This window comes from Bradyrhizobium sp., from assembly GCF_027451485.1.
GTDB lineage: Bacteria > Pseudomonadota > Alphaproteobacteria > Rhizobiales > Xanthobacteraceae > Bradyrhizobium.
On the sequence record NZ_DAIDJE010000030.1, the window covers coordinates 1 to 15795 of the forward strand.

Genomic DNA, 15795 nt, shown 5'->3' on the forward strand with positions numbered 1-15795 from the left:
TTCGCTTCGGGAAGGTGTTGTTCGTGACCTCGCCCGAAAACCTGTTCGTTCCTCTTAAGCGGCTCTGGCCGGATTGAATGGCATGTTGTTCTTGAGCATGCACAGCATGATCACGGAGAGCTTGCGCGCCAGGGCGACCTTGGCCTTCCTAAGACCGGCGCGCTTGGCGATCTGCATCGCCCAGCTCTTGAGCTTCGAGCAGCCTTTGAGGGGCTTCGTCAGCATGATGTGAGCGGCCTCGTAGAGCGCCTCGCGCACCGATGCATCGCCCGTCTTGCTGATCCGTCCCGAGCAATCGGTCTCTCCGGACTGGTACTTCTTTGGTGTCAGGCCGAAAAGCGGCCCTGCCTTCTTCGATGATGTGAAGCGGGAGGGGTCATCGATGGCGCTGGCAAAGGTCAGCGAAACGATCGATCCCACCGCTGGGGTTGACATCAAGAGCCTGGCCTTGGCATCCAGCGCCGATAGCTTGCGCACGCGCTTCTCAAAGGCATTGAACTCTGCGAGCAGGACGGCGTGCGCCCTGAGCAGCGCTTTGGCGATCGCCTTGAGGTTCGGGTGAGCCTTGACCAGCTCCTCGATGCGGGAGGCAAAGTTGGTTTTTGTTGTTTTGCCGACCTTCAGCCCAAAGCCGCGCAAGATCCCGCGCAGACTGTTCTCGACATCGAGGAGTTTGCTCTGCACCAGCTTGCGCGCGGTCAGCATCGCGCGCACCTCCTGCGCGGCCAGTGACTTGCAGTGCACCGGCCGAAACCAGCCGAGCCGCATCAGCTGCGCAATATTGCGTGCATCATTGCGGTCCGACTTCACCGTCATGGCCTTAAACGCATCCCTGACGTGGCGGGTCTCCAGGAGTTCGATCGCAAGGCCCTCCTGCATCATCGCTGCATAAAGCCACTGCGACAGCGGGCCCGCCTCCAGCCCGATCCGCGCCAGTTCAAACCCCAACGCATGGAACCAGTCGATCAGCGCCTGCGGCTCGCTCGCCACCTTGGCTTCCCGAATGATCTTGCCGGTCGTATCAACAACGCACACGCTTGAGCATTCCAATGACACGTCGATTCCTGCATAATAGTCCATGGTCGTCTCTCCTTGATGTTTGGAGCGAGGCTCAGCCTCGACTCCGTTGACACCATCACTGTGAGGGACGACCGCCTTCCAAGCCAGCCCCGCGACACGCGCCATCAAATAGCGCCGTAGCGAGCGCGGCTGGCTTGGAAGGCTCCAGGCCCGTTACCCCATCTGCGGGTGCGGCCAGGCACCCGGCATTCCCTGCGCCCTCCCCGTTGGAGGACGTAACGAACGCACCAACCCGGGCGCTGCTCGCGCCGCGGGAATGCTATGTCTTGCTGTTTGACGGGTTAGCCGAAAAGCAACAGACGCGGCACGGCCTGTCCGAAAGGCTGTTCCGCCTCGCCAGCCACACATTCCCTGTTTACGATCCGTCGAGCAACATTCGGTCGACTTTCGAGGTCTGGAGGACTGACTTGGCGAAAAAGACGTGTAGCGTGGCCTCCCGGGCGGCGCTTGGTCTCGGGTTGGTCCTCGCGCCGCTGGCTTTTCTCGCCAGTGATGCCATCCGTGACGCGGGCCGGTCGTTCGCCATCCCCATGATCGGCGATTACCGCTTCATCTCCCCTGCCATGGGCCAGGAGAGCGCCGTCACGCAAAGGCAGTCCGACGCGCTCGCGGCCTATGACCAGGCCGCCGCGAAATTCGAGCTGGTGCTACGCCAGCGGCGCGCGCAGGTCAGTTCACATCAGCCACTGCCGAACTTGCCGGGACAGGCGCTTTATCTCGCGCGCAACGACATGATCGGCGCGTACAAGGACTTCACCGATGCGCTTCCCTCCAAAATCGGAAGACCCAACAAGTTCGCAATCCCGCCGGCGTATTTCGACGCGGACCGCGAGCCGCTGCTCGATGAGTACTTCAGGCTTTTCGAACTGTTGGACGCCCCACCTTCCAACGCGCAAAAATCAGAAACGCCGTTCAGGGATGTCGTCGATCTCGGCATGGTGATTGCGCGGGCGAAAGGTCTCGATGCCGCGAATGCGGAACTTGCGGGCCGCATCAGCCTGGGGATTTTCTTCGCGGAGACCAACGGCATTCAAAATGCCGGGAATGCGCGCTCGAACAAATACAAGGGGAGTTTTCAGACAGGCTCTTCCGAAGACCGGATCGGTCAGAGGAAGTGGGCTGCGATAAAGGCGCGAGTAGCGTCGCTCGACCCCGCGCTGAGCCTTCGCGACGACAGGGAAGAGGCGCGCGCTGGCACCATGGATCATCGTTTCAACCACTGGACCGCCGTGCGCGACGGCCTCATGAGCACGCATGCCGAAATGTTTCCGCAGGTCGCTGCGATCGCAAAAACGCTGCCGGATCCGATCGATCAGATGAAGCTTTTTGAACTGATGCAGATCATTCCGACCCCGACGAGAGCCGCGCTCAGGTCAGGCAATCTGCTCAGCTATCGAATTTCCGACCCGACCGTCATGGGATATCTCAGAAATAACAGCGTCTTCGCCTTTGGACGGGCCGATCGGCTGAGAACGTCGGCAACTTACCGGGAAATTCTCGATGGAATGTGGCTCTTCAATGCCAAGTTCGAACAGGCACGTCTCAAATTTGACCAGATCAGACGGAAATAACAGCTGGTCAGCTGTTTCGCGCATCTTTGTTCCGCTCGCCGAACCAGCCCAGATTTCAGTAACGCCTGATCCAAAATCCCGCTAGAGTTCGCGTTGTGCAGCCGCAAGGCGCGAACGGGGGATCATTCGGGGGAAGCCGGCCTTGCCGTCGTCAGCTGAAAAACTCGTACGCACAGATATCGGCATGTCGTGCCGCCATGCCGTTGCTGCCGCGACCATCGCGTTGGCGATCATGCCGATCGCGGCCGGCCACGCCAAGCGGCAGCCGGATGCTTTCGAGCGCACGTCAAAACACGCAAAGGCTTCGTCAAAGCACGACAAGGCAAAGTACGAACGGACGCCTGCGCACGCTGCGTCAAAGGCTATGGCCGCTGACAAGCCGGCGGAATCGTCAAAACCGACCCACGTCAAGGTGGCCGCGCTCGGGCCCACCAGCCTGCCGGCGTCCGCTTTGAATCCTGGCCTGTCGTGCAAACCTGCGAAGTTCCGTATCGTTCTCGATGTCGGGCATACCGCTGAATCAGAAGGCGCGATCAGCGCCCGCAACGTGCCCGAGTTCTCTTTCAATCTGCGCCTCGCGCAGCAGATAGACGAGAAATTGAAGGCCGCGGGATTTGCCGAGACCCGGCTGCTCGTCACCGAAGGCAAGGCCAAGCCCAGCCTCTTCAAGCGGGTCGCCGCGGCGAATGACTTGAACGCCGATCTCTTTCTTTCGATCCACCACGATTCCGTGCCGGACAAGCTGCTGGAAAATTGGGAGTACGAAGGCGAGAAAAGCCATTACAGCGACCGCTTCAGCGGCTACTCCGTTTTCGTCTCCCACATCAACCCGCAGTTCAAGACAAGCCTCGCTTTCGCCGAACTGGTGGCTAAGGAAATGAAGGCCAAAGGCCTGCAATACGCGCCACAATATACGATGGCGATCATGGGGCACGACCAGCACCCGCTGCTCGACAAGGACGTCGGCGTCTATGCCTATGATAAGCTCGTCGTGCTGAGAAAGACCAATATGCCTGCGGTTTTGCTCGAGGCAGGCTCGATCATCAACCGCAGCGAAGAGCTCAAGATGGATTCGCCGGAACGTCGCGATATGGTCAGCGATGCGGTGGTGTCAGCCGTGAAAGACTTCTGCGGTTTGCAAGAGCCGTTCCTCGGTCCGCCCTGACGCGCCGCGCCGCTGGGTCAAGCGATCAGGCCTTGCCATACACCGCGTCGGCGCGCCTTTCAAAGGCGGCTGAGAACCGCGCAAATGCTGCATCGAACATCGATCCCATCAGCATCGCCAGCATCCGGCTCTTGAATTCGTAGGCAATGAAGAAGCCGACATCGCAGGCATTGTCGCCCCTGGGCTGGAAGGTCCAGCGGTTTTCCAGGTTGGAGAACGGCCCGCGCAGGTAGCGCACGGTAATCTTCAAGTTCGCACGATCAAGCGTCACTTCGCTCGTAAACGTCTCCTTGACGAGCTTGAAGGACACGGTCATGTCTGCCACGACCAGTTCGGTGCCGTCAGGCTTCGGCGTACGTTGGCGGATATTGAGGGACTGGCAGAGCGGCACAAACTCGGGATAGCGCTCGACATCGGCGACGAGGTCGAACATCTCGGACGCCTTGTGCTGCACTCGGCGCTGGTTGGAAAAGCGGGGCATGGTCTAGCGACCGGCGACCGCCCGAGCCGCCTGCAGCTTCGCAAAGTCTTCGCCGGCGTGATGCGACGAGCGGGTCAGCGGGCTCGCCGAGACCATCAGGAACCCCTTGGTATACGCGACCTTCTCATAGCCCTCGAATTCGTCCGGCGCCACATAGCGCACGACCGCGTGATGCTTGCGCGTCGGCTGCAGGTACTGGCCGATGGTGAGAAAATCGACATCCGCCGAACGAAGGTCGTCCATGACTTGCAGGACTTCATGGCGCTCCTCCCCCAGCCCCACCATGATGCCCGACTTGGTGAAGATGGTGGGATCGATTTCCTTAACCCGTTGCAACAGGCGAACGGAATGGAAATAGCGCGCACCGGGCCGCACATTGAGGTAACGCGATGGCACAGTTTCCAGATTGTGGTTGAAGACGTCAGGCTTGGCGGCCGTCACGACTTCGAGCGCACCGTCTTTGCGCAGGAAGTCAGGGGTGAGAATTTCGATCGTGGTTTCGGGGCAGCGCGCACGGATGGCGCGGATGGTCCGGGCAAAATGGCTGGCGCCGCCGTCGGCAAGGTCGTCGCGGTCGACAGAAGTGACGACCACATGCTTCAGGCCGAGCTTGAAGGTGGCCTCGGCCACGTATTCTGGCTCGTTGGCATCCAGCGCCCCCGGCATGCCGGTTTTGACATTGCAGAAGGCGCAGGCGCGCGTGCAGGTGTCACCCATGATCATGAAGGTGGCGTGTTTCTTGTCCCAGCATTCGCCAATGTTCGGGCAGCCCGCCTCCTCACACACTGTGACGAGGCCGTTCTCCTTCACGATGTTGCGGGTGTCGGCGTAGCCGCGCGTGGCAGGCGCGCGGACGCGGATCCAGTCCGGTTTCGCCGGGGACAGCGCATCCGGCCGGTTCGCCTTTTCGGGATGGCGTGGACGCACAGGCGAAGTGGAGACGGTATCGACGATCACAACCATAGGGAATCCATGAGCTTTCCTGATGATCTAGCTAATCCGGTGGAAGATGAACCGCAACCGCTCGCTTTGTCCGATACAGCGCCTTATACCCCGGTCATGCTTCAAAATTCGGCTAAAACCACGCCGAAACCAGGTAAATTGCTCCGGAAGACCTTCTTCAACCGGAGCGTACACGAGGTCGCGCCCGACCTGATCGGTGCGACGCTGCTGGTCGACGGTATCGGCGGGATTATTGTGGAGGTGGAAGCCTATCACCACACGGACCCGGCCGCGCATTCCTACGGTGGACCGACGCCGCGCAACGCAGTCATGTTTGGGCCTCCGGGCTTTAGCTATGTCTACCGTTCCTATGGGATCCACTGGTGCGTGAATTTTGTCTGCGAACAATCGGGATCTGCGAGCGCGGTGCTGATCCGGGCGCTTGAACCAACCCACGGCATTGCGGTGATGCGGCGCCGGCGCGGCCTAAGCGATGAGCGCTTGCTGTGCTCGGGACCGGGCAAGCTCACGGAAGCACTCGGTATCACCAAGGCGCACAACGGACTTCCGCTCGATGCGCCTCCGATCGCGCTTTACGCCCGCAAGACAAGGCCAGAAATCGTCACCGGCATTCGGATCGGCATCAGCAAGGCGATCGATCTGCCCTGGCGATATGGTCTGAGAGGCTCAAAATTCCTTTCGAAGCCGTTCCCGGACAGGATCGTCCGCCCGCTCAGGCGACGGCATTCCGCTTGACCACTTCCTGATAAAAGGACGCCGAGAGCTTTGGCGTGCGGCGCTGGGTCTTGAAATCGACGTGATAAAGCCCGAACCGCTTTTCGTAGCCGTCCGACCATTCGAAATTGTCCATCAGGCTCCACACGAAATATCCCTCTACCGGAATTCCTTCCGAAGTCGCGCGCTGGAGCTGGGTCAGGTAGTTGCGCAAGTACATGATACGATCGACATCGTAGATCTTGCCGTCGCCGCTCAGACGATCCGCCGCCGACGTTCCATTCTCGGTGATATAGATCGACTTTACATTCCAGAGCTTGGCCACATGGCGGGGCGCCCAATACATCGCCTCGGGGCCAATTCGTAGCCAGTTCGAATCCATGTGGGGATACGTCGCCGCAAAGGGGAGCGGGAAAAAGCCCTCGCCATTTTCGCCGGCAATGACGTAGTGGTTCGGCATATAGACGTTGAGGCCGACAAAATCGATCGGCGATGAAATCGCCTTGAGGTCTTCCGGCGTGAATGTCGGCGCATCGGCCCCCGCGTAAGCCAAGAAGCCGTCGGTGTATTTGCCTTCGAGAATGGCGGTGAGATAGCCGGCATTGAATTCGCGCGTGGCAATTTCCGCCGCCCGTACATTGGCAGGCGTTTCGATCGCCGGAATGCAGATCTCCATATTCTCGGCTGGACCAACCCTTGTGCCGCTTCGCGCGTGGGCTCGGATGGCCTGCACTGCAAGACCGTGGCCGAGCGCCACGTGATGACGAACCTGATTGATTTCCTTTTGCGGGAGGCTGAGACCTGGCGCATCTATAGCCGTGCCAAAGCCGGCTTGAACGAGCCTCGCGCACTCGTTGATCGTGAAAATAGACTTTACTCGATCGCTGATGCGCTCCGCGACATATCCCGCATAATCCGCAAACGCTTGCGACGTATCTCGCGACCGCCAGCCGCCATACCGATCCTGGAGTGCTTGCGGAAGGTCCCAATGATAAAGCGTGACAAACGGCTCGATGCCGTTGGCCAGCAGTTCATCGACAAGCCTGTTATAGAAATCGAGGCCCTTGGGATTGGGCGTCCCTGTCCCTTCCGGAAATACACGCGGCCAGGCGATCGAAAAACGATAGGCCCTGGCGCCGAGCTCCTTGATGAGCTGAACATCCCCCTTGTAGCGATGGTAATGATCGTTCGCGATATCCGCCGTGCTTTGATCGATGATTTTACCCTTCAGGTGAGTAAACCGATCCCAAATCGAGGCGCCGCGGCCGTCTTCGTTGATAGCTCCCTCGACTTGATAGGCCGAGGTGGCGGTCCCCCACAGAAAATTGTCTGGAAAATTGGCAAACTTGGCTTTTGCAAATCCACTCGCCGCATTTGCAGCGGCGGTAGAGGGTCTGGCCGAAATTCCGAACACCGACCAGGCCGCAATTTTGGCAAACCGCCGCCGGGAAAATCCTTTGAAACGCATCACGTCACTTGTTGTTGAACGGGGCGGCCTTTATTGATGATAACCTGCTGTTATCACCACCCAATCTCGCGTTCGACCCCGCTATTGAACGCGTGAACGGGACCTTAATCGACAAGCCTGGCGGAGGATAGAACCAATTTCCGTTCGCACCCCTCTGGCACTACTCCTCATCTCCTTGACGATCATTGCCTCCGTTTGGTGGTGGCTTGCCCAACCGGTCACGCTGGCGCACGCGCCTATCGATGCCAACGCCAAGCTCGAATGCATTTCCTACGCCCCGTTCCGGGATGACCAGTCGCCGCGCGATCCCAACCTGGAAGTGAGTGCAGAACAGATCCGCGAGGATCTGGTTCTGGTCGCCGGCATATCGCGCTGCGTCCGCACCTATTCGGTCGACAATGGCCTCGACAAGGTGCCTGAAATCGCCTCGCAAACCGGGCTAAAAGTTCTCCTAGGGATCTGGATCGGCAACAACAGGGTCAAGAATGCGAGGCTGATCGACACCGCGGTCGCACTTTCTCACAAATATCCGGACACAATCACCGCGATTATCGTCGGCAACGAGGTGCTGCTGCACGGCGACATGACGCCGACCGACCTTCGGGAGCTCCTCTTGTCAGTCAAGGCACGCGTCAACGTACCCGTGACCTATGCCGACACCTGGGAGTACTGGCTGCGCTATCGCGAGATGCAGGACGCGGTAGATTTTGTGACGATCCATGTCCTGCCCTATTGGGACAACATCCCGACCCGCGCCGAAGATGCCGCCGCCAAAGTCGCGGCAATACACAAGCAGGTAGCCGCCGCCTTTCCCGGTAAGGAGGTGTTGATCGGCGAAACCGGCTGGCCAAGTATGGGCCGCATGCGCGAGGGCGCACTGCCCTCACGGATCAATCAGGCTCGTGTGCTCTCAGGAATCCTCGATGTCGCCAAGCGCGACCATTTTCGCGTCAACCTGATCGAGGCATTTGACGCGTCCTGGAAGCGGTATTGGGAAGGTACCGTGGGCGGGTACTGGGGCCTGTTCAAGGCAGATCACCGGACCTTGAAATTCCCGCCTGGCGTTCCAATCAGCAACTACCCGAAATGGAAACTGCTGATGGGAGGTGGAATGGTCTTGGCAATTGCAATCTTCGCCTCAGCCTGGCTTGGACGGAGGCGCAAGCCATGGAAGGCGAATCTCCCCTCGTGGATTGCTGTTGGCGTTTTGGCGACGGTCTCCGGGGCCCTTCTGGGTATCGCATTCGACAAGATGACCTATGAGAGCTTCGGATATGGCGGCTGGCTGCGCTGGGGCGCGCTACTTGCAGCATCTGCCGCAGCGCCATTGTTATGTGCCAACGCCCTTATGTCTGGCCGCACGCTGCCTGCGTTTTTGGAGCTGATCGGCCCTAGCCACGGCAGAACCCAGTCGTTCCCGACATTGATGCTGGGGCTTGTTCAGATGGTGATTGTCGTGATCGCAACGGGGGCAGCGCTGGGTTCGGTTTTTGATCCGCGCTGGCAGGATCTTCCGTTTGCTTCGGTGACGATGGGAGGAATCCCTTTGCTTACGCTATCGTGGCTCAACCGCCGAGCAGGCGCCCGCCCCATCGCTGAGACGGTGTTTGCCGCAATATTGGGATTTAGCGCCCTCTACATCGTCTTCATCGAGGGAGTTCAGAACTGGCAAGCTCTCTGGACTTCAGGAGCTTATGTTTTGCTCGGGCTCTCAATGTATGGGGTCCGCAGCAAGGAAGGGGCAGTTCAGGTCAAACCAGCCGGCTCCTGAGCCGGGCATTCGGCATTACGACGATGCGCTCTTTAACCGCTTCAGCGCCTCGAGGATCTTGGCCTTTCGCGCCACGGCGGCCTCGCGTTTCTCTTTTTCTTCGTCGACCACTTCCTCAGGCGCGTTGGCTACGAACTTCTCGTTCGCCAGCTTGGCGTCGACCCGGTTGATGTCGGCATCCGCCTTGGCCAACTCCTTCTCGAGCCGAACCTTCTCGGCGGAAAGATCGACCACGCCCTTGAGCGGCAAGGATGCGACCTCGCCACGGACCAGGAGTTGGACCGAGCCCTCCGGCGCCTTTTCCGCAAAGGATATCTCGGAAAGCCGCGCCATGCGCTTGATGACGTCGCTCCAGCGTGGCGCACGATCCCTGGTCTCGGCCGACGCTCCTGAGAGCACGAGCGCGGTCAGCCTCGCCGGAGGAATGTTCATTTCGGCGCGCACCGAACGGATTGCGGTGACGAGATCGACCACCCAACCGATTTCGGCCTCAGCGGCCGGATCGACAAATTCTGCTGTATCAATCACCGGAAGGGCCAGGGTCGGCAGCTGTTCGACCGGGCTCACCGCCAAGGCCATCATCGCCACTTGCTCCGGCGAGAGCCCCGCCTTTCGCGGCCATGGCGCCAAAGCCAGCAGGCTATCCCGCTTGGCCGTTACCGCCCACAGTTCTTCAGTGATGAACGGCATGAAGGGATGGAGTAGTTTGAGAATTTCATCCCGTGCCCACGCTACTGTCGCGCGAGTTTCGGCTTTGGCAGCCCCCTCCTCGCCCGTCAAAACCGGTTTGGCCAGTTCGAGGTACCAGTCACAATAGACATTCCAAACGAAACGATAGATCGCGCCGGCAGCGTCGTTAAAACGATAGGCCTCGATCGCTTCGGTCACCTCGCGCGTGGCGCGCGAGGTCTCATGCGCGATCCAGCGGTTCAGCGTCTGCTCCGTCTTCGTGGGATCAAAATCCGGGAGCAGCGTGCAGGCATTCATCTCCGCGAAACGGCAGGCATTCCACAGCTTGGTCGCAAAATTACGATAGCCTTCGACACGGCTGGCAGCGAGCTTGATGTCGCGGCCCTGGGCTGCCATGGCCGACAGCGTGAAGCGCAGCGCATCGGCGCCGTATTCGTCGATTATATGCAGGGGGTCGATGACGTTCCCTTTCGACTTCGACATCTTCGCGCCCTTCTCGTCGCGGACGAGGGCGTGGATGTAGACCGTCGAGAACGGCGCCTCCTTCATGAAATGGAGGCCCATCATCATCATGCGGGCGACCCAAAAGAAGATGATGTCGAAGCCGGTGACGAGAACGTCGGTCGGATAATAACGCTTCAACTCCGGCGTATGGTCGGGCCAGCCCAGGGTCGAAAACGGCCACAGCGCCGACGAAAACCAGGTATCGAGCACGTCTTCGTCGCGGGTGATGAAACCGGCACGCTTGTTACGGTCGAGCGCCATTTCACGCCCCTGCTCGACCGTGATGACTTCCTGCTCGACGTAGTAGCCGAGCGCGTTGCTGACGGCTTCTTCCTCCGTCTCGGCGACAAACACCTTTCCGTCCGGCCCATACCATGCCGGAATCTGATGGCCCCACCACAGCTGACGCGACACGCACCAGGGCTGAATGTTTTCCATCCACTCGAAATAGGTCTTTTCCCAATTCTTCGGAACGAAGCTCGTCGTGCCGTTGCGGACGGCGGCCATCGCAGGCTGCGCCAGCGTCTTGGCATCGACGTACCACTGGTCGGTGAGATAGGGCTCGATCACGACGCCGGAGCGATCGCCATGCGGCACCATATGCGTGTTCGGCTCGATCCGCTCCAGAAAGCCGAAGTCTTCCATGCGCGCGACGATCTTCTTGCGCGCGGCGAAACGATCGAGACCGTTCAGCTCTTCCGCAAGTTCGGTCGACCCCTCGGGCAATCCGCGCAGGTAATCTTCATTTCCGACGAGCGCGAGGTTGGCTTCCTTGTCAAGAACGCTGATCTGCGACAAGTTATGCCGTCGGCCGACTTCAAAGTCATTGAAATCATGCGCTGGGGTTATCTTGACCGCGCCTGAACCTTTCTCCGGATCGGAATATTCGTCGGCCACGATCGGGATACGGCGTCCTACCAGCGGCAGGATGACGTGCTTGCCAACCAGATCCTGGTAGCGTTCGTCATCGGGATGCACCGCGACGCCGGTGTCCCCCAGCATGGTTTCCGGTCGAGTGGTGGCGACGACGATGAAACTCGTGGAATCATCGGGGCTGAATGTCTTGCCTTCGATCGGATAGCGCAGATACCACAGGCTGCCCTTGACCTCGATCTGCTGTACTTCGAGATCGGAAATGGCCGTGAGCAGCTTCGGATCCCAGTTCACCAGACGCTTGTCTTTGTAGATCAGGCCTTGGCGGTGCAGTTCCACGAACACCTTCACGACGGCTCGCGATAGCCCTTCGTCCATCGTGAAGCGCTCACGGGACCAGTCGCAGGAGGCGCCGAGACGCTTGAGCTGGTTGACGATGATGCCGCCGCTTTCGGCTTTCCACTGCCACACGCGTTCAAGGAATCTGTCGCGGCCAAGATCGCGGCGGGTGGGCTGCTGCCGGTCGATTAACTGCCGCTCGACAACCATCTGGGTCGCGATGCCGGCGTGATCCGTGCCGGGTTGCCAGAGAACGTCGCGGCCGCGCATCCGCTCGAAGCGGCAAAGAATGTCCTGCAACGTATTGTTGAGCGCATGCCCCATGTGCAGCGATCCCGTCACGTTAGGTGGCGGGATAACAATGGTGAACGGTGCGGCGTCGCGCCGCTCCGGCCGTCCAGCTTTGAACGCGCCGGCGTCCTCCCAGAGGCGGGCCATGCGTTCTTCAATATCGGCAGGCTGGTAGTTCTTCTCGATCATGTCGGTAGCGGCCGGAAAAAATGAACGTGGCTTGCGGATTAGATTCGACCTTCGCAAAAGCGTTCTCGAAAGCCACAAGCCGACCGTAGGAATTGCCTAAAAAGCCCCATCGGCGCGCTAAGTCAACAAGAGGGCCGGGCCGGATTCGCGGACAGGACCGATCTAAGGCTTAAATCGCAGCCAGCAATCCGCCCGTCCCCGCAGGTCAGGTCAGCGCCCGCGCGAGACCCGCTCGATTTCCGCCTTGACGATGCGCTCCACGAGTCCCGGCAGATTGTCATCGAGCCAGGATTTCAGCATTGGCCGCAGCATTTCCTTGACCAGATCTTCCAAGGTCCGCGCATTGTTACTCAGCACGGTATGAGCGAGGCTGTTGAAGGCCGATTCCACCGCTGACACGGTCGAGCGCGACAGAATCGGCGGGGAATCCATCGGGCTGGGTGGCGGATCGAACACCGGCTCGCGCAGGACGGCCTTCGGTGGCGCCTCGGTGAATTCGAGATCGTCCGGCGGCTCGACCCTTTTAAAGGAGGGCTGAGGCGGCTCCGGCAACGCCATCTCATCGGTCAGTTCCAGAACATCGGGCTCAGGTGCACTGGGGCGGATCTCTTCTGCCGTCGTGGCCTCATCCAGGCCATTGAGAAGCGCGTCGATGTCGTCCTGGCTGTTAGTGGCCGACGGCGCAGGCGTTGGAGGCGGCGGGGGTGCCGCGGGAGCAGCGGCTTTCGCCGGCGGCGGAGGAGGCGCGGCGGCGGGTGCCGCGGCGGGCTTTTCTGTTTTGGAGGCAACCGGAGGCGCCGATGGCGGCGGAGGGCTGGCCGGCGGAGCTTTTTCGGCTGATGTCGGTTTTGCCTCGTCGTCGGCGATGATTCGCCGGATCGACGCCAGAATCTCCTCCATGGAGGGTTCCTGAACCTTCGCAGGCTGCGTCATTTCCGATTCACCTCATCAACGCCGTCACAAGCGTTTTACACCATGCGAGGCGGGCATTTGCTGGTTCCTGATCGAGAGGTTGGGAATTTCATCACGTCCGCCCCACTTGTCCCCAGACAAACGCCGTTCGGCGCATCGCACGGACCTTCGTCCTGTCCGACGCAGCTCCATTTCGCCCGCGCGGAATCCTGTCGCGGCGCGAATCGCTCTGCGTCGTCAGAACGCTACGTCAGGGCAACAAATCATTGCAAGCAAGGCCAAGCGGCGTTGGCGCACGCAACGACACGGCGAAAAGCCGCCTCGAAAGAGGCTAGCCGGATCGCGCTAAAACGAAGCGAAGATCAGTGACCGTCGGGTGTACGAACGCCGAACCAGCTGTCACGCACCTGCTGGTAATGCACGCTCGGATCGTAGGTCGTGGTGTGAAGGCCAAGGACCTGCGGCGACAGCCGCCCCACAGCCGACAACACGCTGTAGGAAGCCACGACGCGATCGTGCTGCGCCGTCACCAGCGCGACTCGCGCGTTGACGAGCGCCTGCTGCGCGTTGAGCACATCGAGCGTGGTCCGCTGTCCCGCCTTGGCTTCTTCGCGGACACCGTTGAGCGCGATTTCGGACGCCGTGACCTGCGCCTGGGCCGAAGCCACCTGGGCTTTGCCGGCGACCAATTGGCCCCAGGCAGTGACCGTGTTTGCGCGAGTCTGATCGCGGGTCTGCTCAAGGACGAGGCGCTGCTGAGCGAGATTTTCCTTGGATTGACGGATCAACGAGTACTCCGCACCGCCCTGATAGATCGGCACGGTCGCCTGTGCGATGGCCGATGCAGCAAAGGTTCGTGGTGCGGTGACGTTGGTTTGGTATTGCTGCAGAACGTTGGCCTGCAAGGTCACGGTCGGCAGCAACGCGCCCTCGTTGACCTTCACCTGAAGGAACTGAACGTCGATTCCGTACATCGCCGCCGTGACGTTTGGATTCTCGATCAGGCTGAGCTCGACGGCACCGGGAAGCGTCGACGGCAGGAAGCGATCCACCGGCGAGCCCGGTTGCAGCGCGTGCGGCTCGTTGCCGATGATTCGGCGGAAATTAGCCTCCGTGGTCGTCAGTGTCGCCTGCGCCGCCAAAAGCTGGGTCTTGCCCGCAGCTAGCTGCGCTTCCGACTGGGCGACGTCGGTACGGGTGACTTCACCGACGTTGAAACGGTCCTGGGTCTGCTTGAGCGTCTGATCGAGAACGCGAACGTTGCTGCGGTTGACTTCGACGATGGCCGCATCTCGCAAATAGTCCATGTAGACCGTAGCAGCCGAAAGCAGGACGGACTCCTCGAGCACACGCAATCCTTCGCGGGCACCCGAGACCTGGCTCTCGGCAGCGCGGGTCTTATTGGCGGTCTGATTACCATTGTAGAGCGTCTGAGTCGCCGTCGCACCGATACTGGTTGGCGGCGTCGCTCCGGCGAAATCAATGGGAGGCCCTCCGAAACTCGCAAGTGAGTCGCCGTATTGATAGCCGGCGCTTGCCGACACTGAAACCTTCGGCCGATAGCCTGACAAAGCTTGAGGGACGTTCTCGTCGGTCGCCCTCACCTGCGCCCGCTGCGCGTTGAGCTGCGGATTGTTCTGGTAGGCGCGAACCAGCGCCGCCTCGATCGTATCGGCCAGAACCGGCAATGGGTTCGCCACCGCCCAAAGAAGCACCGTCGCCGCGGCTCCGGTAACGACCTTCACCCCACTCATTCAGGTATTCCAATCATCCTGGCCCAGTTTTGCAGCCCCAAAAACCGAGTCACATCATCCCTTACAGATTCCCAAGCTCACCTTATTCGTGACATCGGGGGGAAGGAACCCCCCGAACGGTAAGGAAGTGGGAAACTCCTGAGATGGGGCAAACGGGCCACACTCCGGTTCCCGCACGCCAGGAATATGGCCCGTCAGAAAACGAAAGCCGGTGGTCGCTCCAGACCTGGCAAAACTGGTATTGTGGTGTCGAAAAGCGCCCGATAGCCAAAATCGCCATGGGATGCGGTTACAACCATGGCCCGTTGTGTCCCTGCCATGGCAAAGGCTCCAACCAGCCGACCGCCTTCCTTGAGCTGGCGATAGAGGTTTTCGGGTGCGACCTCGGCCATTCCGTTAAGAAGAATCGCGTCAAAGGGCGCATCAATCGAATCGCCGTCCGGCACGGGCGCCGTCTTGACGCTCACATTTCCCAGAGCCAGCGCGGCAAGGTTCGACTTGGCCCTCGCCGCCAGCGCCGAGTCGCATTCGGTAGCGGTGACGCGCCGGGCCAGATGTGCCGCCACGGCAGCCAAGTAGCCGGACGCGCAACCCACCACGAGGACCGAATCCGTTTCGCCGATGCCGGCCGCCTGAAGCATTTTCGCTGTTACTGCTGGCCTGAGCAGGAACCGTTTGGCCGAACCGCCCTCGCTGACATCGATATCCAGATCGAGATAAGCAAGTGGCCGCTTGGCCTCGGGAACAAACATCTCACGCGGGATAGCCAGCATGGAATCGATGATTCGACTATCGGTGACGTCGCTCGGACGCACCTGGCCATCGACCATTTTCTGGCGCGCGATCGAGAAATCGGACATTGGAGGACCCCGGTGGCAGGGAAGCAGGGAAAAAGCGGGGCCATCTTTGATACAAGGTTCGCCAAAACGCAACATGGCGGCAAACCGCGCAGGCCCGCGCATGCAAACAGCAAGGATGGATGCCCGCGCCGGAGCTTTGGCGGCGCCTCGAAAGAGGGTCTCAGATGTGA

The 15795-nt window shown here is 60.3% G+C and carries 12 protein-coding genes; 4 read left to right on the forward strand and 8 right to left on the reverse strand.

The annotated features are described in order from the left end of the window. Positions 1-54 precede the first annotated feature (54 nt). Positions 55-1080: an IS110 family transposase gene (locus NEZ08_RS04205; RefSeq protein ID WP_298103951.1), complete on the reverse strand. Its 1026-nt coding sequence runs from the start codon at positions 1078-1080 to the stop codon at positions 55-57. Between the two features lie 530 nt (positions 1081-1610). Here NEZ08_RS04205 and NEZ08_RS04210 point away from each other — a divergent pair. Next, positions 1611-2651, forward strand: a complete 1041-nt coding sequence (locus tag NEZ08_RS04210; protein WP_298103977.1) for a hypothetical protein — start codon at positions 1611-1613, stop codon at positions 2649-2651. A 412-nt stretch (positions 2652-3063) separates the two neighbouring features. Then, complete coding sequence (locus NEZ08_RS04215) at positions 3064-3816, forward strand: N-acetylmuramoyl-L-alanine amidase (protein WP_298103953.1); 753 nt, start codon at positions 3064-3066, stop codon at positions 3814-3816. Between the two features lie 25 nt (positions 3817-3841). On the opposite strand, the gene NEZ08_RS04220 is transcribed toward NEZ08_RS04215, so the two are convergent. Together NEZ08_RS04220 and lipA are read right to left on the reverse strand one after the other, a co-directional pair. Next, positions 3842-4297, reverse strand: a complete 456-nt coding sequence (locus NEZ08_RS04220) for a type II toxin-antitoxin system RatA family toxin (RefSeq protein WP_298103956.1) — start codon at positions 4295-4297, stop codon at positions 3842-3844. A gap of 3 nt (positions 4298-4300) precedes the next feature. Further along, positions 4301-5260 carry a lipoyl synthase gene (lipA, locus tag NEZ08_RS04225; RefSeq protein ID WP_298103958.1) on the reverse strand — a complete coding sequence of 320 codons (960 nt, stop codon included), beginning with the start codon at positions 5258-5260 and terminating at the stop codon, positions 4301-4303. 96 nt (positions 5261-5356) lie between these two features. Between lipA and NEZ08_RS04230 the strand changes: the two genes are divergently transcribed. Beyond that, complete coding sequence (locus tag NEZ08_RS04230) at positions 5357-5995, forward strand: DNA-3-methyladenine glycosylase (RefSeq protein WP_298103980.1); 639 nt, start codon at positions 5357-5359, stop codon at positions 5993-5995. Here NEZ08_RS04230 and NEZ08_RS04235 read toward each other — a convergent pair. After that, entirely contained in the window at positions 5973-7442 is a 1470-nt protein-coding gene (locus NEZ08_RS04235; protein ID WP_298103962.1) for a GH1 family beta-glucosidase, read from the reverse strand. The genes NEZ08_RS04230 and NEZ08_RS04235 overlap by 23 nt on opposite strands. A gap of 412 nt (positions 7443-7854) precedes the next feature. Between NEZ08_RS04235 and NEZ08_RS04240 the strand changes: the two genes are divergently transcribed. Next, positions 7855-9213 (forward strand): beta-(1-6) glucans synthase, encoded by a 1359-nt coding sequence (locus NEZ08_RS04240; protein ID WP_367278372.1) that lies wholly within the window; start codon positions 7855-7857, stop codon positions 9211-9213. Between the two features lie 15 nt (positions 9214-9228). Here NEZ08_RS04240 and NEZ08_RS04245 read toward each other — a convergent pair whose 3' ends face one another. From NEZ08_RS04245 to NEZ08_RS04260, 4 genes are all read right to left on the reverse strand, one after another. Next, positions 9229-12099 carry a valine--tRNA ligase gene (locus NEZ08_RS04245; RefSeq protein ID WP_298103965.1) on the reverse strand — a complete coding sequence of 957 codons (2871 nt, stop codon included), beginning with the start codon at positions 12097-12099 and terminating at the stop codon, positions 9229-9231. 210 nt (positions 12100-12309) lie between these two features. Next, complete coding sequence (locus NEZ08_RS04250; protein ID WP_298103968.1) at positions 12310-13032, reverse strand: PopZ family protein; 723 nt, start codon at positions 13030-13032, stop codon at positions 12310-12312. Between the two features lie 341 nt (positions 13033-13373). Then, positions 13374-14765: a TolC family outer membrane protein gene (locus tag NEZ08_RS04255; RefSeq protein ID WP_298103971.1), complete on the reverse strand. Its 1392-nt coding sequence runs from the start codon at positions 14763-14765 to the stop codon at positions 13374-13376. Positions 14766-14959: 194 nt separating this feature from the next. Next, a complete protein-coding gene (locus NEZ08_RS04260) occupies positions 14960-15625 on the reverse strand; it encodes a protein-L-isoaspartate O-methyltransferase (RefSeq protein WP_298103974.1) in 666 nt (221 codons plus the stop codon). Positions 15626-15795: the final 170 nt, after the last annotated feature.